Consider the following 25,416-nt stretch of genomic DNA (forward strand, 5'->3'; position numbering starts at 1 on the left):
GGGGAGGACATTATGAGGGAAAAAGTTGTTATTGCCTTAGGAGGGAACGCTCTGCAGGATGTGAATACGCCTCCTACTGCAGAGGCTCAAATGGAAGTAGTGAAGAGGACAGCGGGGTATTTAGTGGATATAATTGAAAAAGGGTATTCTGTTGTAATTACTCATGGCAATGGTCCTCAGGTGGGGAATATAGTCATACAAAATGAAGTCGCATCAAGAGTTGTCCCTGCAATGCCTTTTGATGTGTGTGGGGCAGAGAGCCAGGGTATGATAGGATATATGATTCAACAGGCATTAGGGGAAGTTTTGAAGGAGAGAAATATCAGAAAAGAAGTAGCAACTATTATAACACAGGTTGTAGTGGATAAAAATGACCCTGCTTTTAAAAAACCTACAAAGCCAATAGGACCTTTTTACACAAAAGAGGAAGCTGAAGTTTTAATAAAAGAAAAAGGTTATGAAATGGTAGAAGACAGTGGAAGAGGATATAGAAGAGTTGTTCCCTCCCCTGACCCAAAAGAAATTGTAGAACTTAATACAATAAAGTTACTTGAAAAAAATGGGGTAATAGTAATAACAGTTGGGGGAGGAGGAATCCCTGTTATTAAGGAAAATGGCAATTTAAAAGGAGTAGCTGCCGTAATAGACAAGGATTTGGCTTCTGAAAAATTGGCAGAAGATATTGATGCAGATGTGCTGTTAATTCTTACAGCTGTTGAAAAGGTAGCAATAAATTACAACAAGCCAAATCAAAAGTTTCTTGACAAAATGACAGTGGAAGAGGCAATAAAATACATGGAAGAAGGCCATTTTGCACCAGGCAGTATGTTTCCAAAAGTTAAAGCAGCAGTGAGGTTTGCAAAGTCAAAAGTAGGAAGGCGAGCTATAATTACTTCTTTAGGCAAAGCATTAGAAGCTTTAGAGGGAAAAGCAGGCACAGTTATAAGCTTATGAAAATAAATTAAAAATTTTTCACAAAAACTATTGACAAAGAGAGATAAAAGTGAGAGAATAAAATTAAAATTGAATAAGATGAAGGTAAATCTTCGGGGCAGGGTGAAATTCCCGACCGGCGGTATAGCCCGCGAGCCGCGCATGCGGTCGATTTGGTGAAATTCCAAAGCCGACAGTGAAAGTCTGGAGGGGAGAAGATTTTCTTTTTGTGCCTATTTTTGCGAAATAAATCACAAAAAATCCTGAAGATTTATCTTCAGGATTTTTTTAGTAAATAAAATTGGAGGGATGAATTGTGGAAAAAACCAAAACACAAGCCATAGTAAAAGTGGGATTTCTTTCTGCTACAGCTTTTATATTGATGTACTTGGAATTTCAGGTACCTCTATTCCCTGGCTTTTTAAAGCTGGATTTTAGTGACGTACCTGCATTAGTTGCTTCTTTTGCTATGGGACCTTTATATGGTGTAATGGTCGAGCTTATTAAAAACATAATCCATGCTACTATAACTCAATCGGGTGGCATTGGAGAAATTGCAAATTTTTCTGTGGGTTCTATATTTGTATACACAGCAGGCATAATATATCAATTCAATAAGACGCGAAAAAATGCCCTTATATCTATGGCAATTGCTACAGTAGTGATGGCTTTTACTGCTTCACTTTTGAATTATTATGTTTTTCTGCCTTTGTACCAAAAAGTTATGGGATGGCCTATGGATGCTATCATTGGTATGAGTAAGGCTGCAAATAAAAACATAGTGGATGTGAGAACCCTTATAGCATATGGTATTTTTCCTTTCAATGTGCTAAAAGGAATTATGCTTTCGTTAATCACTTTATTGATATATAAAAAGCTTTCACCAGTTTTGAAACATTGATTTTTTTGAGAATCCTCAGCGCATGCTGGGGATTATTTTTCTTTTTAATTTGTTAAAAGATAGTATATAATAAAGTTATAACGAGTGGGGTGAGAATTGGTGAAGAAGACTTATATTTGCAAAAATAGAGATGAGACCATTGCTTTAGGAGAAAAATTAGGAAGGCTGTTAAGGAGTGGAGATATAATTCTTTTATATGGTGAGCTGGGGAGTGGCAAAACTGTTTTTACCAAGGGAATTGCAAAGGGGTTAGAAATAAATGAGCCAATTACCAGCCCGACTTTTACTTTAGTCAATGAACATAGAGGCAGGATTCCTCTCTATCATTTTGATTTATATAGGTTAGATGATTACACAGCCCTTTATGACATAGGTTATGAGGAATATTTTTATGACGAAGGAGTTTGTGCAATTGAATGGCCTGAAAGGTTAGGACCTTTACTTCCGAAAGAAAGGTTAGAAGTGATAATTCAAAAAGGAGAAAAAGAAGATGAAAGAGTTATTTTATTTAAAGATTTTGGGAGACGATATGAGGAGCTTTTAAAGGAGATGGGGCAATGAAAATTTTGGCAATAGATTCTTCTTCTAAAACTGCTACTGTTGCATTAGTAGATGAAAAGGGGATAATAGGAGAATACTCTATAAATTATCTAAGGCATTCAGTAATTTTAATGCCTATGATAGATGAACTACTTAAAAAGTGTGAAGTACCGATAAATCAAATAACTCATGTGGCTGTTTCAGAAGGACCGGGCTCTTTTACAGGGCTTAGAATTGGTGCTGCCACTGCAAAAGGTTTGGCTCATGCTCTTAACATACCTATTGTAGGAGTATCTTCTCTTTTAGCTCTTGCATATAATGTCAGTGAATTTGAAGGATTAATATGCCCTGTCATAGATGCTTTAAATGAAAATGTTTATGGAATGCTGATAAGAGGTGGTAATTTTGAAGTTTTAATAGATGCTGGGGTGTATTCTTTAGAGGAAATTACGGAGTTGGTAAGCAATTATTCTGACAAAGTGTTGTTCGTAGGAGAGGGTGTTTATTCCTATAAAGATAAATTACAAGAGATGATAAGGGGTAAAGCTTTATTTGCAAAGGACAAAGATAACATGGCAAGAGCAGCTTCCATAGGAGAGCTTGCTATTCAAAAGATAAAAAAAGGAGAAGTGATTAGTTACTTTGATTTCAAGCCGATGTATATAAGGAAATCGGCTGCTGAAATTCGTTTAAGTGGCGAGGGGAGTTAATTAATGGATGTTATTATAAGGCCTATGAGGAAAGAAGATGTGGAGGAGGTCTTGGAAATTGAAAAGCTAAGTTTTAGCACTCCTTGGTCTAAAGAAGCTTTTATAAGTGAAGTTACAAAGAACAGCTGTGCTAAGTATATAGTGGCGGAAGTTGACAACAAAATTGTGGGTTATGGAGGATTTTGGGTGGTTGTAGATGAAGGTCATATAACCAATATAGCAGTTCATCCGGAATACAGATCTAAAGGAATTGGAAGTAAAATTATGGAAGGTTTAATTGACCTTGCTAAGAAAAATGGAATAACTGCCATGACATTAGAGGTGAGAGAATCAAATATAACAGCGCAACATTTGTATGCAAAATATGGCTTTAGACAATTAGGTAGAAGAAAAGGCTATTATCAAGATAATAATGAGGATGCAATTATAATGTGGAAATACGACTTGTGATGGTGGTGGAATAATGGAGAAAGATATAATTATTTTAGGAATAGAATCTTCCTGCGATGAAACAGCTGCAGGAGTTGTAAAAAACGGCAAAGAAGTATTGTCGAACGTAATATATTCTCAAATAGAGATTCACAAAAAATATGGTGGGGTAGTGCCAGAAATAGCTTCAAGAAAGCATATTGAAGTAATATCTTTCGTAGTGGCAGAAGCATTAGAAAAAGCCCAGCTAAGTCTTGATGAAATAGATGTAATTGCGGCTACATATGGACCAGGATTAGTTGGTGCTCTTTTAGTCGGTTTGTCATATGGTAAAGCTTTAGCGTATGCAAAAAATAAGCCTTTTGTAGGAGTAAATCATATAGAAGCCCACATAGCTGCAAATTACTTAGGGGGTGATTTTGCTCCTCCTTTTATTTGTCTTGTGGCTTCCGGTGGACATAGCCACATTGTTTTTGTAAAAAATTATGGAGAGTACGAAGTAATGGGACAGACAATGGACGATGCAGCAGGAGAAGCCTTTGACAAAGTAGCAAGAGCTTTGGGCTTGGGATATCCTGGAGGGCCTGCTATTGAAAGGGCTGCAAAGCTGGGGAATATGGAAGCTATTGAGTTTCCCAAATCTTTTATGGAGGAAGGAAATTTTGATTTTAGTTTTAGTGGGCTTAAAACAGCAGTTTTAAACTATTTAAACAGGCAAAAGCAAAAAGGAGAAGAGGTGAATATTTATGATGTGGCGGCTAGTTTTCAAAGAAATGTGGTGGAGGTCTTGGTAAAAAAATTAATTGATGCAGCAAAGAGGAAAAATATTGGCAAAATTTCTATAGCAGGAGGGGTAGCTTCTAATAGTTTTTTGAGGGAAAAATTAGGAGAAGAAGCGAAGAAAATTGGAATAAGAGTCCATTATCCTGATAAAATTTATTGTACAGACAATGGGGCAATGATAGCTGCTGCCGCCTATTATGACTTTATAAAAGGGAAAACATCTGGCTTGGATTTAAATGCCATTCCTTACTTAAAGATTGGGGAAAGAATTTGACTGTTGAAAATGTGGAAATCTGTCGAAGTTTATGATGTACTGCCTTTTAAGGTCTGTGGATAACTTTGTGGATATTGTGCTTAAATATATTTCATTGTATTTACTGTAATAAAATAGAATGAAAATATATTAAAAATAAATCAAAATTTTAAAGCTTAGGGGGGTTATTATGAGAAATATTTTGCTTTTCACAAAATTAAATGACAATTACATAAAAGAAATTAAAGAGCAAATGGAGGGATATGACGTTCTTTACGTTCAAAATGAGGAAGAGGCTGAAAAGTATGTAAAAGATACAGAGATTATCATAAGCTTTGACTTTGAATTTTATTCCAATATTGTGGACAAGGCTTCAAACCTTAAATGGATTCATCTTTTGAGTGCGGGAGCAGATACTCTTCCCTTTGAAAAACTCAAAGAAATGAAGGTATTAGTTACTAATTCTAGAGATGTCCACAAATATCAAATTTCACAACAGGTTATAGGTTATATGCTTATGTTTGAAAGAAGCTTAAATACCTTTTTAAGAAATCAGATAAAAAAAGTATGGGATAGATTTGTTAGGGTTTCAGAGCTTACAGGTAAGACGGCTTTGATAATAGGAGTAGGAAGCATAGGAGAGGAAATTGCAAGACTTTTAAAAGAATTTGGCATGAAGGTCTATGGTATAAGAAATTCGGGCAAACCTTCTTTGTATGTGGAAAAAATGTATACCTCTATTGAAGATTGTGATATATTGCCACTTGCCGATTATGTAATATCTATACTTCCTTTGACTAAAGATACTTATCACTTGATAGGAGAAAATGTGTTTAATAAAATGAAAAATGATAGCTATTTTATAAATGTGGGAAGAGGCAAAGTAGTAGATGAATCTGCTCTTATAAATGCCCTCAAGAATAAAGCTATAAAGGGAGCTGCATTGGATGTGTTTGAAGAAGAGCCTTTAAGTGAGGACAGCCCTTTGTGGGATATGGAAAATGTGATAATCACTCCTCATATGGCAGGGGTCACGCCTTTATACATGAAAAGAGCGATGGAAATTTTAAGAGAAAATTTGATAGCTTATAAAGAAGGAAGACCTTTGAGAAATATTGTAAATTTAGATAAAGGATACTAAAGCGGGTTTTTACCCGCTTAAATTTTCCCATTCTTCATACATTTGTTCTAATTTGCTTTTAAGGGCGTTGTATTCTTTTTGTATTTCTACAATTTCTCCTGTTTTATAAATTTTAGCATCACACATTTTTTCTTCCAAATATTTTATTCTTTCTTCAGCTTGATAAATTGAATTTTCAAGGTTTTTCAGATACTCTTTTTGCTGCTTTAACTTAAGTTTAGCTAATCTTTCTTTATACCTTTCGTTTTTTATCTGTGTTTTTGTTTTTTTAATTGTTTCTTCTTCTTCGTTAAGCTGGTTTTTCTTTTCTATATAATAGCTGTAATTACCTAAGTATACTTCTACACCTTGAGGTGTCAAAATCATCACTTTTGTAGCAATTTTGTCTATAAAATATCTGTCATGGGAGACAAATAATAAAGTTCCAGTATAATCTAACAAAGCTTCTTCTAATACTTCTTTTGCTTTTAAATCTAAATGGTTAGTTGGTTCATCCATAAGTAGAAAATTCGCTTTTGAAAGGATGAGCTTTAGCAATGAAAGCCTTGCCTTTTCACCACCACTTAGTGTAGAGATAGTTTTAAAGACATCTTCTTCTCTAAAAAGAAAAGAAGCTAATAATGTCCTCACTTCTGTTTGAGTAAGATATGGATTTTCATCCCATATTTCATCAATGACTGTTTTTTCAGCATTTAAACTTTTAAATTCTTGTTCGTAATAACCTGTTATTACGTTTGTGCCAAATTTAATTTCCCCTTCAAAATTGTCAATTTCCCCCACTAATATTTTTAAAAGAGAGCTTTTTCCTATTCCGTTTGGCCCTAAAAGGGCAATTTTTTCCCCTTTTTTTATTTCAAAAGATACATTGGAGAAAATTTGTCTGTCAAAGCGTAAAGACAAATTTTTGACTGTCAATACATCATTTCCGCTTTCTAAATCGAAATCAAAACGCAAGTTGATAGATTTATTATTTATCACTGGCTTTTCTATTATTTCCATTTTTTCTAATAGTTTTTGCTTGCTTTCTGCCATTTTTACTGACTTTTCTGTTCTACGGTTTTTTTGAATCTGTATAATTGATTTAATTCTTTTTATTTCTTTTTGCTGTTCTTCATAAGCTTTTAACTTTGCTTCCATTTCCAATTTTTTTCTTTTTAAATATTCTGTGTAATTGCCTTCGTAAACACTTAAATGAGTATTTTCAATTTCAAATATTCGAGTGACAATTTTATCCAAGAAATACCTATCATGGGATATAATTAAAATTGTACCATTATAAAATTTTAAATATTGCTCTAGCCATTCTATTGAGTTTATGTCTAAGTGATTGGTAGGTTCGTCTAATAATAGGACATCTGGACTTAAAAGTAAAGTTTTTGCCAGCATAAGACGGGTTTTTTGACCGCCGCTTAAAGTTGATACAGGTGTATCAAATTGGGACACGTCAAATCCTAATCCATTTAAAACCCCTCTTATTTTACTTTCTACAGAATAACCATCTAATTCATTGTACTTGTCTGTTAAAAAGGAATATTCCAAAAAAAGTTTATCAAGTAGATGTGAATCTTTTGTTTGTGAGATTTTTTCCTCTAGAGATTTAATTTGCTTTTCTAATTGGAATATTTCATCAAAAACTGTTTTTACTTCTTCATATATACTTTTTTCAGATTCAATTACAGTATTTTGTTGTAGATATCCGATTTTATTTGCAGAAATTGAAATTGTTCCACTGTCAACTTCAGTAAAACCGGCTAAAAGGTTAAAAAGAGTGGATTTTCCAGCACCATTTTCGCCTATTACTCCTATTTTGTCTCCTTCGTTGACTATAAAAGAAATATTTTGTAGAATTATATCGATACCGTAACTTTTTGTCACGTTGCTTACTGTTATTATTGCCATAAATATAACCTCCTGTTCATATTAAATATATCAAAAAAATTTATTTTGTAAAAGTGTAGTAAACTATAACTTTTTTTAATATGTGTCGATAAAAATTAATGAGTGTATTTCTAAATGGAAGGTGATGGACTTGGATATAGCTACAATAGTGGGTATAGTGCTTGGAATAGGTTCTTTGATTTATGGATTTACATTAGAAGGCGGTACTGTTGCTTCTTTAATAGGGGTTTCTGCTGCTATAATAGTTTTTGGGGGTACTATAGGGGCTACTATAACTTCTTATTCTATGGATGAAATTAAAAAAGTGCCGGGACTTTTAGTGAGAGCTTTTAAAAATGAAAAGGATAATTACCTTGAGATAATAAAGTATTTTACTTATTTGGCCCAAAAAGCAAGAAGCGAAGGACTTTTAAGCCTCGAATCAGAGATTGACTCTGAAGAAATAAAAAAATTTGACCCTATTTTAAAGGAAAGTTTAGAATTAGTTGTTGATGGTTCTGATATGGAACTTATTAGAACGACAATGGAGAATAAAATATATATAGAGGATATGGAAGCAAAAAAGGAAGCAGGTATTTTTGAATCTGCGGGTGGTTATGCACCCACAATGGGTATCATAGGAACAGTTATGGGACTCGTTCACGTGTTAAGTAATTTAAGTGAACCAGACAAATTAGGTCCTTCTATAGCGGTAGCATTTATAGCTACACTGTATGGTGTCAGTTCTGCAAACTTGTTGTGGCTTCCTATTGCTCAAAAATTAAAAAATAGAGCTCATATTAAAAGGACAGAAAGAGAATTGATATTAGAAGGAAGTCTTTCACTGCAAGCTGGTGAAAATCCAAAGATTTTAGAGAGAAAGTTAATGACATTTATTACACAAGCGCAGCGCAAAAATATACCTCAGAAAGGTAGTGTTGAATTAAATGAAGAGGTTGGAAGATGAATCAAAGCCAAATCACGAAAGATGGCTGCTTACTTATTCTGATATGATTACTTTACTTTTAATATTTTTTATAGTGATGTATACTATAAGTAATATCAATGCTACCAAATTTGCTCAAATTGCCAGTTCTTTAAGCAAAACTTTTACTGGAACTGATTACGTGATAGGCCAATATAGTGGGAGCAGTTTTGTTCAGGGTAATAGTGGAGACAAAAATAGTTTGGGAGAAATTGAAAAGCAATTGAAGGGTTTTATAAAAGAAAACAATCTTCAAGGCATGGTAACAAGTTATATAGATGAAAGAGGACTTGTAATAAGTATGCAGGATTCTCTTCTTTTTGATTTAGGTTCTGCTGATGTACATCCGGAAGAGAAAGATGTTTTAATAAAAATAGGTAATATGTTAAAAACTCTTCCAAACCATATTAGAGTGGAAGGATTTACAGATGACCTCCCTATACACAACAGTAAGTTTGACTCAAACTGGGAACTGTCTGTTATAAGAGCAACTAATGTGGTAAAAATATTGGTAAATGAAGTAGGAATAGAACCCCAGAGAATTTCAGCAGTAGGATATGGGGAATACAGGCCTGTTGTTCCAAATGACTCAGAAGAACATAGAAGACTCAATAGAAGAGTAGACATTGTCATTATGAATACAGAATATAATAAATGGGAGCCTAAAAGCCAGTAAAATTAAAAAAATTTTAGTGCTATTACAGAAATTTTTTAGAATTCCTCATATTCTACTATGTTTTTGTTACGTTGACAAAAAATTTACAATATTATATAATTCAATTACATAGTAGAATGAGGTGAGGACAGTGAGCAAAAAGACTATAGTATCAATGGCTGTAATAAGAAGGCTCCCAAGATATCATAGATATCTTGAAGAACTTCTTAAAAACGATGTAAAGCGTATTTCTTCTAGAGAATTAAGCGAAAAGATGGGAGTTACTGCTTCTCAAATTAGACAAGATTTAAATAATTTTGGCGGTTTTGGACAGCAGGGATATGGCTATAATGTAGAAGAGCTTTATAATAATTTGACTAAGATTTTAGGCCTTGATAAAACTTATAATACTATCATCATAGGAGCAGGAAATCTTGGTCAAGCGATTGCCAATTATACTAGCTTTGAAAAATCTGGCTTTAATTTAAAGGGGATTTTTGATATTAATCCTCGTTTATTTGGGCTTAAAATTAGAGATGTTGAAGTGATGGACGTAGAAACAGTAGAAGATTTTATAGCCCGTAATAAAATCGACATAGGTATTTTATGTATTCCCAAAGATAATGCTCAATATACTGCTGACAGACTGGTGAGAGCGGGAATTAAGGCGATTTGGAATTTCTCGCCAATAGATTTAAAGGTACCTGATGATGTAATTTTAGAAAATGTTCATTTAAGTGATAGTTTATTTACTGTATCATATAGATTAAATGAAGAAGAGCTCTTTAAAAAGTTAAAAGGAGAAACTGCTAAAATAGATGGGTAGTGTAAATTTTCTATCCATCTATTTTAATTTTGGCATGAATTTTGCTTTTAAATTTTAATGATAAAACAAGAAGGAGGGTTTTTTATGGAATTTAAAAATATTAAGCTAGAACTAAATGAAGGCGTTTCCCTCATTGCTATTGACAGACCTAAATCTTTGAATGCGTTGAATTTAGAAACTCTTAAAGAAATAGACCAGGCTTTAGAAGAAGTTAAGGAAAATGAGGAGGTGAAAGTAGTAATAATAACAGGAGCAGGAGAAAAAGCTTTTGTAGCAGGTGCGGATATTTCTGAGATGAAGGACATGAATCCACTTAAAGCAAAAGAATTTGCTGAGTTTGGCCAAAAAGTGTTTAGAAAGATTGAACTTATGAAAAAGCCTGTTATTGCTGCTGTTAATGGTTACGCTCTTGGAGGAGGTTGTGAACTGGCAATGGCTTGTGACATAAGGATTGCAAGTCACAATGCAAAATTTGGGCAGCCAGAGGTGGGACTTGGTATTATACCGGGATTTGGAGGCACACAAAGACTACCTCGAATTGTAGGAGTGTCAAAAGCGAAGGAGCTTATTTACACAGGGGACATGATAGATGCTGAAGAAGCTTTAAGAATAGGACTTGTTTCAAAAGTAGTAGAGCAAGAAAAACTATTGGAAGAAGCTTATAACATTGCGAAAAAGATAATGTCAAAGGGGATGATTGCTGTAAGGCTTGCAAAAGAAGCTATAAATATAGGGATTAATGCAGATATTGAAACAGGTATGAGTTATGAAGCAAAGGCTTTTGCTGTTTGTTTTGCTACAGAGGACCAAAAAGAAGGTATGGCAGCTTTTTTAGAAAAAAGAGCTCCTAAATTTGTGGATAAGTGATACGTGGTGATAAAGGGTGATAACCCTTTATCTGTAATCTTAAGTGTTAAAAAAATATCAAAAAAAGGAGGAATTTTAATGGATTTTTCATTGACGAAAGAACAACAGATGGTAAGGAAAATAGTAAGAGAATTTGCTGAAAAAGAGATTGCACCTAAAGCAAAGGAAATTGATTTAACGGGTGAATTTCCTTGGGATAATGTCAAAAAAATGGCGAAAGCTGATATGATGGGAATTCCATATCCAAAGGAATATGGAGGAGCAGGAGGAGATTATATAAGTTATATTATAGCAGTGGAAGAGATATCTCGCGCTTGTGCGGCGACAGGCGTAATATTGTCTGCTCATACATCATTGGCATGTTTTCCTATTTTCCAGTGGGGAACAAAAGAGCAAAAAGAGAAATACTTAATACCATTGGCAAAAGGAGAAAAGTTAGGGGCTTTTGCGCTTACAGAGCCTAATGCTGGAACTGATGCAGCAGCTCAGCAAACGACAGCAGTATTAGAAGGAGATCATTACATTTTAAACGGCTCTAAGATTTTTATAACCAACGGCGGAAAGGCAGATGTATATATAGTTTTTGCTATGACCGATAAATCTAAAGGTACTAAAGGAATAAGTGCTTTTATTGTAGAAAAAGATTTTCCCGGTTTTTATATAGGAAAAGTAGAAGAAAAAATGGGCATAAGAGGCTCGAGGGCAGCAGAATTGGTATTTGAAGACTGTGTAGTGCCTAAAGAAAACCTACTTGGCAAAGAAGGAGAGGGGTTTAAGATAGCAATGGTGACTTTGGACGGCGGAAGAATAGGTATTGGCGCTCAAGCCTTAGGAATAGCTCAGGCAGCGTTAGACGAGGTCACAAAATATGTAAAAGAGAGGCAACAATTTGGAAGGCCTATAGGGAAATTTCAGGGCTTACAGTGGTATATTGCCGAAATGGCTACAAAAGTAAGTGCAGCTAGACATCTTGTTTACTACGCTGCATGGAGAAAGCAAAACAATTTAAGTTATACGATGGAAGCTGCTATGGCAAAGCTTTTTGCTTCTGAGACAGCCATGGAAGTTACTACAAAGGCAGTACAAATTTTTGGTGGGTACGGCTATACAAAAGATTATCCAGTTGAGAGATTAATGAGAGACGCAAAGATAACAGAAATATATGAAGGTACTTCAGAAGTTCAAAAGATGGTCATAGCCTCGAATTTATTAAAGATGTAAGGAGGAATTGCCATGAATATACTTGTGTTTATAAAACAAGTGCCTGACACTAACGAAGTCAAGATAGATCCAGTTACAAAAACCCTTATAAGAGAAGGGGTTCCCAGCATAATAAATCCAGATGATAAAAATGCTTTAGAAGAAGCTATAAGAATTAAAGAAGAATATGGAGCAAAAGTTATTGTCATAACAATGGGACCTCCACAGGCTGAAACTGCGTTAAGAGAGGCACTGGCTATGGGTGCCGATGAGGCATATCTTTTAACTGATAGAGTATTTGCGGGTGCTGATACTTATGCAACTGCCAAAACTTTGTCAAAGATGGCTAAAAAATTTGACTATGACATAATATTCTGTGGTAGACAAGCTATAGATGGGGATACTGCGCAGGTAGGCCCCCAATTGGCTGAACAGCTTAATATTCCTCAAGTGACATATGTTAAAGAAGTAGAAATTGAAGGTGATACACTTATCGTAAAAAGAGCACTTGAAGACGGATATGAAGTCATAAAAGTCAAAATGCCTGTGCTTTTAACAGCGATTAAAGAGCTTAATACTCCAAGGTATCCTTCTATAAAGGGAATATTTGAAGCGTATATAGAAAAAGAAGTTAAAATTGTGACTGCTGCAGATTTAGGAGTAGATCCTCAAGAAGTTGGACTTAAAGGGTCTCCTACAAAAGTTATTTCCACAACTACTCCAGAGACACAAAGGGCAGGAGAAATTTTTACAGGCAATGTAAAGGAATGTGTGCAAAACCTTGTCCAAAGATTAGTTGAAAAGCATGTTATATGAAGGAGGCTGGAAAAAATGAATGAATACAAAGATATATGGGTGTTCGCCGAGCAAAGAGAGCAAAGATTAATGAATGTATCTTTAGAGATATTAGGAGAAGCGAGAAAACTTGCTGATAAAAAAGGTGTAAAAGCTTGTGCAGTGTTAGTTGGATATGGTGTGAAAGGGCTGGCAGATGAATTAATCAAATATGGTGCTGATGTAGTGTATGTAATAGATAATCCCCTTCTTAAAAACTATACGACAGAAGGCTATGCAAAAGTCATTGCAGACCTTGTAAATGAGTTAAAGCCAGAAGTGATTTTGTATGGAGCCACATATATAGGAAGAGACCTTGCACCAAGAATTGCTTCACGATTGCACACTGGCCTTACAGCAGACTGTACGGGACTTGATATAGATGAAAATGGATTGCTTTTACAAATACGTCCTGCTTTTGGAGGCAATCTCATTGCCACAATAATATGTCCAGAAAGAAGGCCTCAGATGGCGACTGTGAGGCCTGGAGTTATGAAAAAAGCTCCAAAAGACGGAAAGCGCAAAGGAGAAATCATAGAAATACAGGCAAATATTAAAGAGGGTGACATAAGGACCCAAATATTTGATATAATAAAAGAAGCGAAGAGTAAAGTAAATATAGAAGAGGCAGATATTATTGTTTCTGGAGGAAGGGGGTAGGAGGAGCAGAAGGGTTTAAGCTAATTCAGCAATTAGCTGATGCTTTAGGAGGAGTGGTAGGAGCTTCTCGTGCTGCAGTTGATGCAGGATGGATTTCCTCTGACCACCAAGTGGGGCAGACAGGTAAAACCGTAAGGCCAAAGCTTTATGTAGCTTGCGGCATAAGTGGGGCGATACAGCATATTGCAGGCATGGGAAATGCAAAAACGATAATTGCCATAAATAAAAATCCTGATGCACCTATTTTTAAAGTAGCTGATTATGGAATAGTTGGAGATTTATTTAAAGTAATACCGGCATTGATAGAGGAAATAAAGAGGATTAAAAATAACGAGCTGGCATGAATTTTGCATATATAAAAAAGAGGGCGGCTGACCTTTTGGCAGCTGACCCTCTTATAAATAAATTTAGAAGGGGTGTTTTAAAATGCAAAAAATATTTGTAGTCGGTGCAGGTACAATGGGTTCGGGAATAGCCCAGGTATTTGCAGAAAATGGTTTCGATGTCATAATAAGAGATGTAGACATCAAGTTTGTAGAAAGAGGTTTAGGAGTAATTGAAAACAATCTCAAAAAAAGTGTTGAAAAAGGCAAAATTACAGAAGAAGAGAAAAATAAAGTTTTAGGAAGAATAAAAGGCACTGTTGACATTAATGAGGCGAAAGATGTTGACTTTGTTATTGAAGCAGCTATAGAAAACATGGAGATTAAAAAACAAATTTTTAAAGAGCTTGATAACGTATGCAAAGAAGGTACAATACTTGCAACAAACACTTCTTCTCTTTCAATAACAGAAATAGCAAGTAGCACAGCAAGGCCTGAAAAAGTTATCGGAATGCACTTTTTTAACCCTGTGCCTGTCATGAAATTAGTAGAAGTGATAAAAGGCATGAAGACATCTAGTGAGACTTTTAATACAGTAAAAGAGCTGGCGCAAAAGCTTGGTAAAACTCCTGTTGAAGTCAATGAAGCTCCTGGTTTTGTGGTAAACAGGATTTTAATTCCCATGATAAATGAAGCTATAGGAGTTTTAGCTGATGGAGTAGCTTCTGCATCTGACATAGATGAAGCGATGAAATTAGGAGCAAACCATCCCATAGGACCTCTTGCTCTTTCTGACCTTATAGGCAATGACGTAGTTCTTGCAATAATGGATACACTTTATTCAGAATTTAATGATTCAAAATACAGACCCCATCCGCTTTTGAGAAAAATGGTTAGAGCAGGACTTTTGGGAAGAAAAACAGGGAAAGGATTTTTTGAATATAAATAACGAATATAATCTAAAAAGGAAAGAATTGATATGAAAACAGCAATTTATCCAGGAAGTTTTGATCCAGTTACATATGGCCATATAGATATTATAAAAAGAGGAGCACTTTTATTTGACAAATTAATTGTCGCTGTACTTTTAAATCCAATCAAAAAGCCTTTATTTTCAATAGAAGAAAGAATTGAACTTTTAAAAGTTACAACAAAAAATATTCCTAATGTCCAAATAGATTACTTTGATGGCTTATTAGTAGATTATGCAAAAAAAGTAAAAGCTGATGTTATAATAAGAGGTTTAAGGATGATTTCTGACTTTGAGTATGAATTTCAAATGGCTTTAATTAATAAAAAATTAGATCCTTCAATTGAGACAGTTTTTTTAATGACAAATGAGCAATACAGTTATTTTAGTTCTAGTGCAGTAAAAGAAATTGCTCAGTTCAGAGGGGGTTTTTCTAAATTTGTGCCTGAAATAGTAGCTCAGAAGTTAAAGGAAAAGTTAAAGCTGTAAGGAGGATTGATTTGTATGAGAGAAGCAGTAATTGTAAGTGGTGCGAGAACTGCGATAGGAAAATTTGGAGGTAGTTTGGCCGGTATTCCGGTTGTAGACTTAGGAGCAATTGTCGTAAAAGAGGCTTTAAAAAGGGCAAACATTGCTCCTGAACAAGTGGATGAAGTGCTTATGGGAAATGTAATACAAGCAGGACTAGGACAAAATCCCGCAAGGCAGTCGGCAGTGAAAGCAGGTATACCTGTGGAAGCAACTGCTGTAACGATAAATATGGTTTGTGGCTCAGGACTTAGAACTGTGACAATGGCAGCACAGGCTATTATGACAGGAGATGCAGAAATAGTTGTTGCTGGTGGAATGGAAAATATGTCAAGAGCGCCATATCTTTTAAATGAAGCTCGATTTGGCTATAGAATGAACGATGGTAAAATAGTGGATTCTATGGTATACGACGGTTTAACCGATGTGTTTAATCAATATCTTATGGGTATAACAGCTGAAAATGTTGCTGAAAGATATGAAATTACAAGGGAAGAGCAAGACGAATTTGCGCTAAGAAGCCAAAAGCTTGCAGAAGCTGCGATTACATCAGGAAGGTTTAACGATGAAATTGTACCTGTTTTAATTCCTCAGAAAAAAGGCGATCCCATAGAATTTAAAACAGATGAACATTATAGACCTGGTACAACATTAGAGGCTCTTTCTAAATTAAAACCTGCTTTTAAACCGAATGGAACAGTTACAGCAGGAAATGCATCTGGCATAAACGATGGAGCAGCTGCTGTGGTTGTTATGTCAAAAGACAAAGCAAAAGAGTTAGGAATTACTCCCCTTGCTACAATTAAGTCTTACGCTTATGCAGGGGTTGACCCAAGCGTTATGGGATTAGGTCCTATTTATTCTACAAGGAAGGCTCTTGATAAAGCAGGCTTAAAAATTGAAGACATTGACCTCATAGAAGCTAATGAAGCTTTTGCAGCCCAAGCGTTAGCAGTTGCAAAAGAACTTAAATTTAACATGAATAAAGTAAATGTCAACGGTGGTGCAATAGCTTTAGGCCATCCTATTGGTGCAAGCGGAGCTAGGATTTTAGTGACACTGCTTTATGAAATGAAGAAGAGAGGTTCCCATCTTGGGCTTGCGACACTTTGCATAGGTGGTGGTATGGGCATATCAATGATTATAGAAATGTAAAGTAAATAGAGAAAATAATGGCCCTCGGTTTATGCCGGGGGTTATTGACTTTTAATAACGATTACATATATAATAAATATCAAAGGATGTCCTAAAATGATACATCCCTTCTTTTTAATATTAAGGGGAGAGAAAAGATGGGCAAGAATGTTGGCAAGTCGTTTTTGTTTAGTGAAAAAATGGAATTTTTATTTGAAAGTGTTTTTGACAAACTGCCAATTGCTTTTGATATACTTGATGCAGAAGGTAATATAAGAATGATGAATAAAACGTTTTTAGATTTTTTAGGCTTGGAAAAAGAAAAAGTTATTAACAGATACGTATTGGACGTTGATCGAAACTCGCGATTTCCTCTTGTTTTGAAAACAGGACAGAACGAGATTGCCTATAGACATAAGTTTGCCAATGGAAAAGAAGCTATTGTGCATAGAATTGCGATAAAAGATGGCGACGAGGTTATTGGCGGTTTTGGAATGATTTTGTTTGAGGATTTAAATGAACTTAGAAAACTCATAGAAAAAAACAGGCTTTTAGAGACTGAACTTAATCACTATAAAAAAACATTAAGAAAAATTCGTGGTGCCAGGTATTCATGGGAGAATATTGTTGGAAAAAGTGATGCAATAATTGAGTGTAAGAAAAAAGCTATAAAAATGGCTAGTATGGATTCCAATATTCTTATATATGGAGAAAGTGGGGTAGGGAAAGAACTTTTTGCTCAGGCAATCCACAATTCAAGTAGCAGAAGAGATTATCCCTTTGTAACTGTAAATTGTGCTGCTATACCAGAGCAGTTAATGGAATCAGAGCTATTTGGTTATGAAGAAGGCGCTTTTACAGGAGCTCAAAAAGGCGGTAAAATAGGTAAGTTCGAGCTTGCAAATCATGGTACTATCTTTTTAGATGAAATAGGTGATATGCCGTATACAATGCAAGCAAAACTTTTAAGAGTGCTTCAAGAAGGAGAAATCGAAAGAGTAGGTGGCAAAGAACCTATTAGAGTTGATGTACGCGTAATATCAGCGACAAACAAAGACCTTACAAAACTTATTAAAGAAGGCAAATTTAGGAGTGATTTGTTTTACAGAATAAATGTATTAATGCTTAATGTTCCACCATTGCGTGAAAGAAAAGGAGATATTCCACTTTTGATAGATCATTTTTTGTACCTTTTGGCTCAGAATTCTGGAATATACAAAAAAATTTCTAAGGAAGTGTATGATATTTTGGAGAAATATGATTGGCCAGGTAACATAAGGGAACTTAGAAATGCAGTTGAGCGAATGGTTGTCAATTCGGAAGGTGATACAATTAGGAAAACAGACATTCCTCTTTATATTCTAAACAAAGAGATACCCATAAGGAAGAAAGGGTCGGGACTTCAGCAAATGCTTGAAGAATTTGAAGAGAAGATAATCCTTGAGACTTTAAAAGAGTGTAACTATAATAAATCACAAGCAGCAGAAATATTAAAAATACCAAGGTCAAGACTTTATCGGAAGCTAAAAAAGTTTAATATTCTCGAAGATAATGAAGTAAAATGATACTGTGTAGCGAAAAGCTACAAATTTTGAAAACGCAGGAGACATATCTCTTGCGTTTTTTTGTATTATTGTGAGACATTTATCAATAAAAAATTGTATTTTGTAATGTCTTTAAAAGCAACAAGAGAATTTTTAATTTAAAGGGTGGACATTTAAAAAATCCACATTTGACTGCTTATTTTCTAAAAATTTTTAAGCAAAATTAAAAGTTGGCACTTTTTTTGCTTTTACTATTTAGAGAAAAACAACTGAAAGGAGTAGCATTATGGGGAAAACGATTAATGAATTAAAAATTGGTGACAAAGACTATTTTGAGAAAACAATTACAGAAACAGATGTATATTTATATGCTGGGATTACAGGTGATTTTAATCCTGCCCATATTAATCAGGTAGCATCTGAAAAAACGATGTTTAAGGGAAGGATAGCTCACGGAATGTTGACAGCGGGGTTAATTTCTGCTGTTTTGGGTACTAAGTTACCAGGACCGGGAACTATTTATCTTGGTCAAGAATTGAAGTTTACAAAACCTGTAAGGATTGGCGATACAATCAAAGCTGAGGTAGAAGTAGTAGAAATCATCCCTGAAAAAAATCGAGTTAAATTAAAAACAATATGTACAAATCAAAATAACGAAGTTGTACTGGAGGGCATGGCGACAGTACTTGCACCAAAGGAGTAAGCAGAAATTATTGGAATGGGAGGTTAGTACATGTTATTGCAACAATTAATAAGCGGTTTTGCTACAGGTGGATTATATGCATTAGCAGCATTAGGTCTCGTATTGATATACAAAACTTCTGATGTAGTAAATTTCGCACAGGGCGAAATGGCGATGTTTTCTACTTTTATTGCATATACAACTATGACATCCTATGGTATGTCTTATTGGGAAGCTTTTATATTGGCACTTTTGTTTGCGTCAGTTTTAGGATTTATCGTAGAAAGATTTTTCATAAGACCTATACAAAATGCTCCAGTTTTAAGTCTTTTAATTGTGACATTAGGTCTTATGATGATTGTAAATGGTATAGCAGGATGGGCATTTGGTTTTGAGACTCATAGTTTTCCAGCAATTGTCGGGGGGAATTAAAAATTTTTGGTGCAGTGATATCAAAGTCAAATCTTTTGACATTAGTTATTACAGTATTTATAATGGGAATTTTGTTTTATATGTTGAAATATACTCTTGCTGGAATTGCTATAAGGGCTACATCAGAAAATCCAACTATTGCAAGGTTAATGGGTATTGCTGTTAATCATGTTTATTCTATTACTTGGGTTGTAAGTTCTATACTTGGTGCAATTGCAGGTATGTTCATAGCCCCAACTACATTTCTTGATGTAAATATGATGTCTTCTGTGTTGCTAAAGGCATTTACTGCTGCAGTTTTAGGAGGATTTACAACTTTTGTGGGGCCTGTAGTAGGAGGGTTAATACTTGGAGTGTTAGAAAACATTGCAAGTGGCTATATTTCTGCGCAACTGAGTTCGACATTTGCGTTTGCTCTTATAGTTATAATGCTATGGATTAAGCCTACGGGACTTGTTGGCCAAAAAGTGGGAAAGAAGGTGTAAAAATGAATGCAAAAAAATACATCTCATGGATAGTTCTAATTTTAATTGCTACATTAATTCCACCTATATTAAATTTACCGGGTAGCCTTCAGTATCTTTTAGATTTGTCGCTTATATATGCAATTGTCGCAATAGGCCTTAATCTTCTAATGGGTTATGCAGGACAGATATCCTTGGGACATGGTGCTTTTTTGGCTGTTGGTGCTTATACTTCAGCATATTTAACACTTACACTTCATGTGCCATTTTTTATAGCACTTATATTATCAGGTTTAATAACAGGTATTGTGGGGATTCTTTTAGGACTTCCTGCACTGAAGTTGGAAGGGAATTATTTAGCGATAGCTACTCTTGGATTTGGTGTAGCTGTAACACAAATTTTTGCTATATGGACAAGTTTTACTGGTGGTTTTTCAGGTATAAAACCATTGAAACCTGAATTATTTGGTTTTAAGTTTAATTCGTATCTAAGTTATTACTATATTATCTTAATTTTAACTATTGTTCTTGTAATATTGACTTGGAATATTATAAGGACAAAAGTGGGCAGAAGCCTAATGGCTATGAGAGACAGTGAAATTGCTGCAAAGGCAATGGGAATAAATGTTTCGTATTATAAAACATTAGCTTTTGGATTAAGCGCATTTTATACAGGAATTGCAGGAAGCCTTTATGCTCACCTGCTTGGTTTTATGACTCCTTATGATTATGCATTCAGCATAGGGATGTCTCTTAATTTTCTTGCAATGATTGTTATAGGCGGGATAGGAACAATAAGTGGGTCCATAATTGGGGCAATAATTATGACGTGGCTTCCACAGATTACCTCCAATTTACCCATAAAAAGTTTATCGCAAATTATTACAGGTGCAATTATAATAGCCGTCGTAATCTTTTATCCAAACGGTATAGCATATGCGGGAGCTAGACTAAAAGATAAATTTGAGAAATTATTTGCGAAGCACCAAGAAAAAATCGTAGTTAAGATAGAGAAGTGAGGGATAATGCATGGAACATTTAATAGTTGACAATTTAACTATGGAATTTGGAGGTTTGAAAGCTGTTGATTCTCTCAGTTTTAGTGTTAAAAAGGGTGAAATCTATGGTCTTATAGGTCCTAATGGTGCTGGGAAAACAACTGTTTTTAATTGCGTATCAAGGTTTTACAATCCTACCTCCGGCAGAATTATTTTTGAGGGTAAGGAAATTACAAAGCTTAAACCTCATGAAATAATAAGAGCAGGGATATCTAGAACTTTTCAAAATGTAGAACTCTTTAAGCATATGACTGTATTAGAAAATTTGCTTGTTGGTCAAGTTGCATTTACAAGAGAGAACATATTATCCGCTGCTTTTATGCTCTCTTCTGTAAGAAAAGAAGAGAGAAGAATTAGGGAGGAAGCTATGGAAATACTTAAAATTCTCAATATAGAAGACAAAGCACATGAATATGCATCGGCACAACCTTATGGAATACAAAAGCTAGTAGAAATAGGAAGAGCACTTGTATCTCAACCACGACTAATCATGTTAGATGAACCTGCTGCAGGTATGAATCACAGTGAAACAGATGAATTAGCTGAATTAATATTAAAATTGCGAGATGAGCTTGGTATTACAATACTTTTAGTAGAACATGACATGTCTCTTGTCATGAATATATGTGAGAATATTTGTGTAATGAATTTTGGCAAAAAAATATGCGAAGGTATACCAGAAAAAGTAAAATCTGATCCTGCTGTCATCGAAGCATATCTGGGGGGTGAAGAGATTGCTTAGCCTTATTGATATAGAATCTTCCTACGGATACGTTAAAGTGCTAAAAGGCATAACAATTGAAATAAAAGAAGGAGATATTGTTGCAATTTTAGGTGCCAATGGTGCAGGAAAAACCACAATACTTAGAACTATATCAGGGCTTTTAAAACCTGACCGTGGGAAAATAGAGTTTATGGGAGAAAGAATAGATGGCAAACCTCCCGAATTAATTGTATCTAAGGGTATTGTACAATCTCCTGAAGGAAGAGAAATTTTCCCTGGTTTATCCGTTTTAGAAAATTTAAAAATAGGTGCTTATACCAGAAAGGACAAAAATAATATTTCAAAAGACCTTGATAGGATTTATCATTATTTTCCACGGCTTAGAGAAAGACAAAATCAAATTGCTGGTACTTTAAGTGGTGGAGAGCAACAAATGCTCGCAATAGCAAGGGCATTGATGGCAAAGCCAAAATTGTTAATGCTTGATGAACCTTCATTAGGACTTGCACCACGTGTAGTTAAGGAAATATTTGAAATTATTAAAGAAATTAATCAAGAAGGGGTAACAGTACTTTTAGTGGAGCAAAATGCCAGACAGGCATTAGCAATAGCTAATTATGCTTATATTTTGCAAACTGGATTAGTAGTAATGGAAGGAAAAGCAGAAGATTTAAAAAATAATGAGGAGGTGAAAGCAACTTATCTTGGAGGTAAAAGCCCAGGGTCGAATGTAAATTAAAAATAATAAGAGGAGGATAATTATGGGGAAAAAGTTTATTAAAAAATTGTTTGTAATAGCATTTGCTTTAATATTTACATTAGGGATTATTTTAACAGGTTGTGGAAACAAAAATAATGAACAGCCAAGTACCCCGGCTTCACAAAAAGAACAAACAAAAAAAGAACTGGCTCAAGGAGTGACAGATACAACAGTAAAAGTAGGTACAACACTGGCGTTGACAGGACCAGTAGCAGTAATTGGCACACCAATGCTCCATGGTATGCAAGCTTATTTTAATTACATTAACGACCAGGGAGGAGTAAATGGCAGGAAAATAGAACTGATATACAAAGATGATCAATTTAACCCTGCTGTAACAGTACAAAAAACTCAGGAATTAGTTGAACAAGATAAAGTATTTGCTCTTGTAGGTACGCTTGGGACTCCAGGATTGCTTGCATCAATGGATTATATCGTTCAAAAAGGAATTCCTGATGTATACCAGGGCTCAGGGTCAAGCAAGTTTGCAATTCCCTTCAAGAAAAATTATTTTCCTGTACAGCCTAATTATACTACAGAAGGACATGTGCTAGCACAATATGCGGTTGATAATTTAAATGCGAAAAACATTGTAATAATTTATCAAAACGATGAACAAGGTACAGAAGGCCTAAATGCTATAAAAGAACAACTTGAAAAGCTGGGGAAATCTGACCTTTTGAAAGCTGTTGTTCCTTTTAACACAACTGATGTAGATTTTAGCACACCGGTATTAAAGGCAAAAGAAGCTAATGGAGATGTTGTAATACTTCTTGGTACCGCGAAACCTCTTGCAGGTATTGCTGTCAAGGCAAAAGAAATTGGGTATAAGCCGCAATTTCTTGCCTCCTATGTGGTTTCTGACCTTACAATGTTTAAACTTGCAAAGGATGCATGGAATGGTGCAATAGTTGCAGGGTGGGCTTACCCAATATATGGTAAAACTGAGAATGAACCTAAAGTTAAATTATTCCTTGATACAATAAAAAAATATTTTCCTAATGAAACACCTTCAGGATATCATGTTGCAGGATGGATTGCTGCTCAAACTTTTGTTGAAGGATTAAAAAGAGCTGGCGATAATCTTACTTGGGATGGTTTTATAAAAGCCATGGAGACATTTAAAGATTGGAATGACGGCCTTGCTTATAAACTTACCTATACAGAGACAGACCATAGTCCGCAAAGGGCAATGTACTTTATGAAGGCTATATACAAAAACGAAAATGAATATACTTATGAGATAATTACCGATTACATTGAACCTAAGTGATACTTTTTAATATTTTAGAAAGGGCTTTTTAAAAAGCCCTTTCTAAAAACCTCATGATAGGAGGCTACCAAATGGCAAAAGTCAGAGTTAATAATATTGAATTATATTATGAAATACACGGAAATGGTCAACCTCTTGTACTAATAGAAGGCCTTGGTTGTTCGAAATGGATGTGGTTTAAACAGATAAATGAGTTAAAAAAGCATTTTAAGGTTATTGTTTTTGACTTAAGGGGTGTTGGTGATTCTGATAAACCTGATAGGGAATATTCTATTAAGCTGTTTGCTGATGATACAGCGGCTCTGGTAACAGAACTTGGGTTTAAAAAAGTTCACGTACTTGGGGTTTCTATGGGTGGTTATATAGCACAAGAACTTGCTTTGGAATATCCTGCTCTTGTTGATAGGTTGATACTATGTTCTACTCATTATGGAGGACCAAATATTGTGCCAATACCATTGTCCACTCTTAGCATTATGTTGAATGGAGCAGGTGCAGGCAATGCACTGGAAAATTTGCGAATTGCTATGTCTTTAAGTTTTAGCGATGAATATCTTTCTACTCATAAAGATGAATTTGAACAAATTGTGAAATGGAAATTTGAAAAGCCGCAACCATTTTACGCTTATAAAAGACAATTTTACGCTGGATTAGCATTTGATGAAGAATCAAGAGTTCATTTGATTAAAGCTCCTACTTTAATAATGGCAGGTAAAGACGATAAAATCGTACCTTATGAAAATGCTCTTTTATTGCATTCAAAAATTGAGGACTCAGAAGTTGAATTTTTTGATAATGCAGGACACATGTTTTTTATAGAAAAAGCAGAGGAAGTGAATCAAAAAATTGTAGAGTTTTTAACAAAACCTATAGGAGGAGATGAAAAATGGAAAGAAAGGATATTAACGTAGGAATTGTTGGAACAGGACTTTACATTCCTGAGACATATATGACAGCTGAAGATATAGCAAAAGAAACAGGTATACCTGAAGAAATTATAAAAACCAAATTTGGGATTATAAGAAAGCCTATACCGGGTCCGGAAGACCATACTTGTCATATGGGAATACAAGCGGCGAAAGATTGTTTGAGAAGAACTGGTGTTGATCCAAAAGAAATAGACCTCATTATATATATAGGCGAAGAACACAAAGAATATCTACTTTGGACATCTGGTATCAAATTACAATACGAAATAGGAGCAGAAAATGCGTGGGCTTTTGATATGGCGTTAAGGTGCGGTACAGCAGTTGCAGCTTTGAAGATAGCGAAAGATATGATGGTTGCAGATGATAATATTAATACCGTTATGATTGCTGGTGGATACAGAAACGTTGACTTTATTGATTATAAGAATCCGCGTATCCTTCATGTATGACCTTGCTGCAGGAGGAGGAGCAATTCTCCTTAAGAAAAATTATAATAGGAACATTGTACTTGAGGCATCAATTATAACAGATGGTTCCTTTTCTGAAGATGTTGCTGTTGTCGGTGGAGGGACAAAATATCCTGTAAGCCATGAAATGATTGATAAAGGACTATATAAATTAGATGTTTTGAATATGGAACATATGAAAAAAGGCCTTGAAGAAAAATCGATGCCTAATTTTTTAGGTGTGATTAAAGAATCTCTAAGGAAAAGCGGATATACACCTTCCGATATTGGCTATCTTGCGATACTTCACATGAAAAGGTCTGCTCATGAATTTATTTTAAATGAACTAGGCTTATCTCCTGACAAATCGATTTACTTAGAAAACTATGGGCATATGGGTCAGATCGACCAGATACTTTCAACACAACTTGCACTAGAAGAAGGAAAAATAAAAGATGGTGATGTAGTAGTATGGGTAAGTGCAGGGATAGGTTATGTATGGGATGCAATTACAATAAAGTGGGGACCTATAGAATAAGTTTTATGGCATAAAT

The 25,416-nt window shown here is 34.9% G+C and carries 26 protein-coding genes, 2 pseudogenes and 1 riboswitch; of the genes and pseudogenes, 27 read left to right on the forward strand and 1 reads right to left on the reverse strand.

The features are described 5' to 3' along the window. Positions 1 to 12: 12 nt before the first annotated feature. The 7 genes from arcC to OEI98_RS03020 all read left to right on the forward strand — a co-directional run bounded on the left by arcC (position 13) and on the right by OEI98_RS03020 (position 5,690). Complete coding sequence (gene arcC / locus OEI98_RS02990) at positions 13 to 954, forward strand: carbamate kinase (RefSeq protein WP_266039527.1); 942 nt, start codon at positions 13 to 15, stop codon at positions 952 to 954. An 84-nt stretch (positions 955 to 1,038) separates the two neighbouring features. Further along, positions 1,039 to 1,157, forward strand: a riboswitch (FMN riboswitch). Between the two features lie 92 nt (positions 1,158 to 1,249). Further along, a complete protein-coding gene (locus tag OEI98_RS02995) occupies positions 1,250 to 1,834 on the forward strand; it encodes an ECF transporter S component (protein ID WP_003869315.1) in 585 nt (194 codons plus the stop codon). A 99-nt stretch (positions 1,835 to 1,933) separates the two neighbouring features. Continuing rightward, complete coding sequence (gene tsaE / locus OEI98_RS03000) at positions 1,934 to 2,395, forward strand: tRNA (adenosine(37)-N6)-threonylcarbamoyltransferase complex ATPase subunit type 1 TsaE (RefSeq protein WP_003866848.1); 462 nt, start codon at positions 1,934 to 1,936, stop codon at positions 2,393 to 2,395. Further along, positions 2,392 to 3,084 (forward strand): tRNA (adenosine(37)-N6)-threonylcarbamoyltransferase complex dimerization subunit type 1 TsaB, encoded by a 693-nt coding sequence (gene tsaB, locus OEI98_RS03005; RefSeq protein ID WP_003866847.1) that lies wholly within the window; start codon positions 2,392 to 2,394, stop codon positions 3,082 to 3,084. The genes tsaE and tsaB overlap by 4 nt, the downstream gene beginning before the upstream one ends. A gap of 3 nt (positions 3,085 to 3,087) precedes the next feature. Beyond that, positions 3,088 to 3,534, forward strand: coding sequence for a ribosomal protein S18-alanine N-acetyltransferase (gene rimI, locus OEI98_RS03010; protein ID WP_003866846.1), 447 nt, complete (start codon positions 3,088 to 3,090; stop codon positions 3,532 to 3,534). A 13-nt stretch (positions 3,535 to 3,547) separates the two neighbouring features. Then, positions 3,548 to 4,570, forward strand: coding sequence for a tRNA (adenosine(37)-N6)-threonylcarbamoyltransferase complex transferase subunit TsaD (gene tsaD, locus OEI98_RS03015; RefSeq protein WP_003866845.1), 1,023 nt, complete (start codon positions 3,548 to 3,550; stop codon positions 4,568 to 4,570). A 169-nt stretch (positions 4,571 to 4,739) separates the two neighbouring features. After that, on the forward strand, positions 4,740 to 5,690 hold the full coding sequence (locus OEI98_RS03020) for a D-2-hydroxyacid dehydrogenase (RefSeq protein WP_004400811.1): 951 nt from the start codon (positions 4,740 to 4,742) through the stop codon (positions 5,688 to 5,690). 9 nt (positions 5,691 to 5,699) lie between these two features. Here the strand turns inward: OEI98_RS03020 and abc-f are convergent, their stop codons facing one another. Next, entirely contained in the window at positions 5,700 to 7,589 is a 1,890-nt protein-coding gene (gene abc-f, locus OEI98_RS03025; RefSeq protein WP_004400803.1) for a ribosomal protection-like ABC-F family protein, read from the reverse strand. A 124-nt stretch (positions 7,590 to 7,713) separates the two neighbouring features. Here abc-f and OEI98_RS03030 point away from each other — a divergent pair, with 124 nt between their 5' ends. The 20 genes and pseudogenes from OEI98_RS03030 (at position 7,714) to OEI98_RS15240 (ending at position 25,400) form a co-directional block, all read left to right on the forward strand. Continuing rightward, positions 7,714 to 8,535: a flagellar motor protein gene (locus OEI98_RS03030; protein ID WP_004400802.1), complete on the forward strand. Its 822-nt coding sequence runs from the start codon at positions 7,714 to 7,716 to the stop codon at positions 8,533 to 8,535. Beyond that, entirely contained in the window at positions 8,516 to 9,229 is a 714-nt protein-coding gene (locus tag OEI98_RS03035) for an OmpA/MotB family protein (RefSeq protein WP_019907407.1), read from the forward strand. The genes OEI98_RS03030 and OEI98_RS03035 overlap by 20 nt, the downstream gene beginning before the upstream one ends. Before the next feature lie 130 nt (positions 9,230 to 9,359). After that, positions 9,360 to 10,034 (forward strand): redox-sensing transcriptional repressor Rex, encoded by a 675-nt coding sequence (locus OEI98_RS03040; protein WP_003869324.1) that lies wholly within the window; start codon positions 9,360 to 9,362, stop codon positions 10,032 to 10,034. An 84-nt stretch (positions 10,035 to 10,118) separates the two neighbouring features. Next, positions 10,119 to 10,901 (forward strand): short-chain-enoyl-CoA hydratase, encoded by a 783-nt coding sequence (locus OEI98_RS03045; RefSeq protein ID WP_004400800.1) that lies wholly within the window; start codon positions 10,119 to 10,121, stop codon positions 10,899 to 10,901. 78 nt (positions 10,902 to 10,979) lie between these two features. Next, positions 10,980 to 12,122 carry an acyl-CoA dehydrogenase gene (locus OEI98_RS03050; protein WP_004400799.1) on the forward strand — a complete coding sequence of 381 codons (1,143 nt, stop codon included), beginning with the start codon at positions 10,980 to 10,982 and terminating at the stop codon, positions 12,120 to 12,122. 12 nt (positions 12,123 to 12,134) lie between these two features. Further along, positions 12,135 to 12,917: an electron transfer flavoprotein subunit beta/FixA family protein gene (locus OEI98_RS03055; protein ID WP_019907409.1), complete on the forward strand. Its 783-nt coding sequence runs from the start codon at positions 12,135 to 12,137 to the stop codon at positions 12,915 to 12,917. 15 nt (positions 12,918 to 12,932) lie between these two features. Continuing rightward, positions 12,933 to 13,939, forward strand: a pseudogene (locus tag OEI98_RS03060) (electron transfer flavoprotein subunit alpha/FixB family protein). 82 nt (positions 13,940 to 14,021) lie between these two features. After that, a complete protein-coding gene (locus OEI98_RS03065; RefSeq protein WP_004400784.1) occupies positions 14,022 to 14,867 on the forward strand; it encodes a 3-hydroxybutyryl-CoA dehydrogenase in 846 nt (281 codons plus the stop codon). Positions 14,868 to 14,897: 30 nt separating this feature from the next. Continuing rightward, positions 14,898 to 15,377, forward strand: a complete 480-nt coding sequence (gene coaD / locus OEI98_RS03070) for a pantetheine-phosphate adenylyltransferase (protein ID WP_004400777.1) — start codon at positions 14,898 to 14,900, stop codon at positions 15,375 to 15,377. 15 nt (positions 15,378 to 15,392) lie between these two features. Next, positions 15,393 to 16,571: an acetyl-CoA C-acetyltransferase gene (locus tag OEI98_RS03075; RefSeq protein ID WP_019907410.1), complete on the forward strand. Its 1,179-nt coding sequence runs from the start codon at positions 15,393 to 15,395 to the stop codon at positions 16,569 to 16,571. 137 nt (positions 16,572 to 16,708) lie between these two features. Then, positions 16,709 to 18,115 carry a sigma-54 interaction domain-containing protein gene (locus OEI98_RS03080; RefSeq protein WP_019907411.1) on the forward strand — a complete coding sequence of 469 codons (1,407 nt, stop codon included), beginning with the start codon at positions 16,709 to 16,711 and terminating at the stop codon, positions 18,113 to 18,115. Between the two features lie 265 nt (positions 18,116 to 18,380). Further along, the gene (locus OEI98_RS03085) at positions 18,381 to 18,797 is read left to right on the forward strand and encodes a MaoC family dehydratase (RefSeq protein WP_003869334.1); all 417 of its coding nucleotides are present in this window, start codon (positions 18,381 to 18,383) and stop codon (positions 18,795 to 18,797) included. Positions 18,798 to 18,827: 30 nt separating this feature from the next. Further along, positions 18,828 to 19,208 carry a branched-chain amino acid ABC transporter permease gene (locus tag OEI98_RS03090; protein ID WP_266039547.1) on the forward strand — a complete coding sequence of 127 codons (381 nt, stop codon included), beginning with the start codon at positions 18,828 to 18,830 and terminating at the stop codon, positions 19,206 to 19,208. 35 nt (positions 19,209 to 19,243) lie between these two features. After that, positions 19,244 to 19,693, forward strand: a complete 450-nt coding sequence (locus OEI98_RS03095) for a branched-chain amino acid ABC transporter permease (RefSeq protein WP_266039549.1) — start codon at positions 19,244 to 19,246, stop codon at positions 19,691 to 19,693. A 2-nt stretch (positions 19,694 to 19,695) separates the two neighbouring features. Continuing rightward, positions 19,696 to 20,691, forward strand: coding sequence for a branched-chain amino acid ABC transporter permease (locus OEI98_RS03100; RefSeq protein ID WP_004400765.1), 996 nt, complete (start codon positions 19,696 to 19,698; stop codon positions 20,689 to 20,691). Between the two features lie 10 nt (positions 20,692 to 20,701). After that, positions 20,702 to 21,472, forward strand: coding sequence for an ABC transporter ATP-binding protein (locus OEI98_RS03105; RefSeq protein ID WP_004400762.1), 771 nt, complete (start codon positions 20,702 to 20,704; stop codon positions 21,470 to 21,472). Continuing rightward, a complete protein-coding gene (locus tag OEI98_RS03110) occupies positions 21,465 to 22,193 on the forward strand; it encodes an ABC transporter ATP-binding protein (RefSeq protein ID WP_003869338.1) in 729 nt (242 codons plus the stop codon). The genes OEI98_RS03105 and OEI98_RS03110 overlap by 8 nt, the downstream gene beginning before the upstream one ends. Before the next feature lie 22 nt (positions 22,194 to 22,215). Next, positions 22,216 to 23,487 carry an ABC transporter substrate-binding protein gene (locus OEI98_RS03115; RefSeq protein WP_004400758.1) on the forward strand — a complete coding sequence of 424 codons (1,272 nt, stop codon included), beginning with the start codon at positions 22,216 to 22,218 and terminating at the stop codon, positions 23,485 to 23,487. A 71-nt stretch (positions 23,488 to 23,558) separates the two neighbouring features. Next, positions 23,559 to 24,398: an alpha/beta fold hydrolase gene (locus tag OEI98_RS03120; RefSeq protein WP_004400757.1), complete on the forward strand. Its 840-nt coding sequence runs from the start codon at positions 23,559 to 23,561 to the stop codon at positions 24,396 to 24,398. Further along, a pseudogene (locus tag OEI98_RS15240) lies at positions 24,374 to 25,400 on the forward strand (3-oxoacyl-ACP synthase). The gene OEI98_RS03120 and the pseudogene OEI98_RS15240 overlap by 25 nt, the downstream one beginning before the upstream one ends. The last annotated feature ends 16 nt before the right edge of the window (positions 25,401 to 25,416 follow it).

The organism is Thermoanaerobacter sp. RKWS2 (genome assembly GCF_026240795.1).
Classification (GTDB): domain Bacteria; phylum Bacillota; class Thermoanaerobacteria; order Thermoanaerobacterales; family Thermoanaerobacteraceae; genus Thermoanaerobacter; species Thermoanaerobacter ethanolicus.